We start from the raw sequence: 3,323 nt of genomic DNA on the forward strand, positions 1-3,323 counted from the left end.
GCGGAACAGTTTGGTACTTTGGCTTCATTGTACCCAGGGCGTATAGATTTAGGTCTAGGAAGGGCTCCGGGAACGGACCAGGTAACAGCGAACGCTATTAGGCCAGATAGAGTGCAGGCCGTTTATCGCTTTCAGGAAGAAATGCATAATATTCAGAAGTACTTTTCAAAAGATAACCAGGATGCAAAAGTTAGGGCGCCTATAGCAGAGGGTGTGGATGTACCCATCTATATTCTGGGCTCAAGTACAGATAGTGCTTATTTAGCAGCAAAAGAGGGGCTTCCTTATGTGTTTGCCAGTCACTTTGCACCCACCCAACTTATGGAGGCTTTGAATATTTATTATAATAATTTTCATCCTTCAAAATATTTACAGGAACCTTATTCGATAGCAGCTGTAAATGTGATAGCCGCAGAAACCGATGAGGAGGCAGAAACGGTATCTACTTCTATGTTGCGTTTGTTGTTGGGGGTAATGACCGGTAAGATTGATTATATGCAGCCACCCGTAAAAATGACACCAGAACTAAAACAGATTTCGGTAGACCCTGCATTTCAGCGGATGTTGAAGTATTCTTTTGTGGGGAGCAAAGCTACCGTTAAGCAAAAAACAGAGGAATTCATCAAACAGACTGGTGTAAACGAAATTATTGCGGTTTCGCATATTTACAATCAAGAAGACAGAATCAATTCATTCCGACTTTTTTCTGAAGCGATGAAAGAAATGTAAAAACGATTGAGTACAGGCTGCGTAAATCGTAGCCTAATTTTAATCTTTTTTGTTGACTAACCCTTTTGTAAATTCATTTAGGGTTTCTACCTTTTCCTCAAAATCTCCCTTTATAGTTTTTCTATATTCGTTGAGGTTTTTCACTAAATCATCTATATTTTCTGGAATAACATCCTCAAAAAATTGACGTAAACGTTTTGCCGTAGTGGGCGATTTTCCGTTCGTAGAAATAGCCACTTTTACGTTTCCTTTGGTGACGATACCACCCATGTAAAAATCACAAAAAGGAGGGTTGTCCGCTACGTTTACCAAGATGCTCTGTGCTCTACAATCATGGTACACCTGCTCGTTTATTTCTACTTTGTCCGTAGTGGCTACCACCATATGCTTACCTCCAAGGAAGGTTTTGTTATAGTTGTTAGAATGCATAGTAATGCCAAATTTAATTGCCAATGCAATGGTCTCTTCCCTGAACATGGGCGATACCATTTCTACCTGGGCATTGGGACTTGATTTAAGTAAAAAAGTCAATTTTTCCAAGGCTACGTTTCCACCGCCCACAATTAAAATATTAAGATTCGATACTTTAAGAAATACCGGGTACAGTTCATTCCGCTCCATGTTCTTCTTCTTTTTCTGTTTTATAATTGATGGTGATACGAGTTCCTTCTCCTGGAATAGAATTAATAAATAACCTTCCGTTTATATAATCTATTCGCTCTTTCATGAAAAAGAGCCCCATTCCACCTTCACTATTATTCTTTGGTACTTGTCCTAAAATAGAATCGTCAAAACCCTTTCCATCATCATCAATAACAACACTTAAGATATCATCTTTGAAATTAATGGTCACCAAAATATAACTGGCTTCTGCGTATTTAATAGCATTATTGACCGCCTCTTGTACTACCCTATAGACATTTGTTTCGGCCAAAGAATCAAATCTAATGTGTTCATCGGTCTTGTTGTCGAAAAGAATGGTTTTCCCTGTCAGTTTTGAAAGTTCAACAGTCATTTTTTGAAGTGCAGGAAAAATGCCATGGTCACTAAGTTCTGGGGGCGTAAGGTTGAATGTAGCCGTACGCACGCCTTTAATAAGGTCCGAAGCTAAGGTCTTTAAATAGGCAATTTTTTCTATTGTCTTATCTTTATTCTCGGGATCGATAGATTCAATATTAAATTTTAATGCCGTCAGCATTTGCCCTATACCATCGTGAATATCTTTAGCAATACGCTTGCGTTCTTCTTCTTGCCCTTCCACGATTTGGCTTGCCTGTACTTTTTTCTGAAGCATTCGCTCTTCAAAATTCTGTTTGGTAAGTTGCTCTACCTTAATGCTGTTTTCCTTACGCTCCGTAATATCCGAACACAGGATAAGAATACTTTGTTGTCTGCTGGATTGGTGCATGGGTACGATAGACATATCTAGCCAAAAATCCTTTCCTTCTAAAGTGGTGATTTTGATTTCCTCTGTACGGATTACATTTTTTCTATTACTCTTCAGGACCTCTCTAAGATATTCTTGTTGGCCAGAGTCTGTCGTAAGAATTTCCGCTAAAGGCTTATTCAATTGGTTTTCAGTAATACCCAATAAACCCTGAAATTTTTTACTGATAAAAACGATGCTACCGTCTTTTCTTGCACTTGCAAATAAGGAGGCATTATCTATTACAAAGTTTAATTCCTGTAATTCTTGGAGTGATTTTTCTTTTTCGGAATAAAGCTGCTGTACCTCTTTGGCACGCGCATCTGAATTCACCTGGTTTTGCATTAAATCCCCTATAGTCTTACGGATTTGTAATGAAAGGGGTTTAAAGATAAATACAATTTCAAGTATTAAGATGAGGAGTGAAATGCAAAGAAGTAAATATTCTTTTTGCTTTAAGTTTTTTAGTTTGGCCTTGCTACGCTCATCATATTGATTTACGATGTCATCCATCAATTGTAGAAAACGGTCTTCATTTTGTAGAACAATAGTTACATTTTGTTCTAAACTAGCTTCTGAGAGACTGTTGTTATGATAGGAAGTAATTATGGTTTCTGCGGCTTGTACCATAGCCGAATGATGTGGCTCTAACTTATTGAACAGCTCTAAAATCTCAGTATCGTCCTCATTGGGAAGTCCTTTGTCTATATCACCATTTTGCAAGGCAATATGAGAGTGTTTCCAAATGGCAATGGTCTTAGAGAGTTCCTTTATTTTTGGGTCAATCTCACCTTTGGAAAAGTCACTTTTAATAAGCAATAATTCCTTTGTCAACTTTTGACTGTAAGCCCTTTGGAATCCCGCGACATTAATAACACGAGAATCGCTCAATTGCGAACTTAGATGTAATTGAATCAAAATTTGAGAGACAATTATGGTTACGGCTATACCGGCCAAAGCCCATAGGTACCACTTTCTTATACTTAAAAAAGTTTCAGAGTCAAGCGGTAATTGGGTCTTGTCTTTCTGCATGTTACGAATATCAATTTACTACCTGTAAATTAACTTGCTATGGCCTTTGTGACCAACTCAAGTGAATTTTTTGAAAGGGGTAATTTCAATGCAGCCTTGTGTCCTTCTTCAGACATTTTTCGCCATGTTTTTTGAA

Annotated in this window: 3 protein-coding genes; 1 reads left to right on the top strand and 2 read right to left on the bottom strand. The window is 37.9% G+C overall.

What is annotated here, in order from left to right; genetic code table 11:
• The coding region (locus tag ACSHWW_RS14330; protein WP_435683152.1) for an MsnO8 family LLM class oxidoreductase at positions 1–729 on the top strand (729 nt) is incomplete at its 5' end.
• 39 nt (positions 730–768) lie between these two features.
• Here ACSHWW_RS14330 and ACSHWW_RS14335 read toward each other — a convergent pair.
• Together ACSHWW_RS14335 and ACSHWW_RS14340 are read right to left on the bottom strand one after the other, a co-directional pair.
• Positions 769–1,350 carry a precorrin-2 dehydrogenase/sirohydrochlorin ferrochelatase family protein gene (locus ACSHWW_RS14335; RefSeq protein WP_435683153.1) on the bottom strand — a complete coding sequence of 194 codons (582 nt, stop codon included), beginning with the start codon at positions 1,348–1,350 and terminating at the stop codon, positions 769–771.
• Positions 1,337–3,187, bottom strand: coding sequence for an ATP-binding protein (locus ACSHWW_RS14340; protein ID WP_435683154.1), 1,851 nt, complete (start codon positions 3,185–3,187; stop codon positions 1,337–1,339). The genes ACSHWW_RS14335 and ACSHWW_RS14340 overlap by 14 nt, the downstream gene beginning before the upstream one ends.
• Positions 3,188–3,323: the final 136 nt, after the last annotated feature.

The sequence above is a fragment of the Nonlabens sp. genome (genome assembly GCF_051251825.1).
In the GTDB taxonomy this organism is placed as follows: Bacteria; Bacteroidota; Bacteroidia; order Flavobacteriales; family Flavobacteriaceae; genus Nonlabens.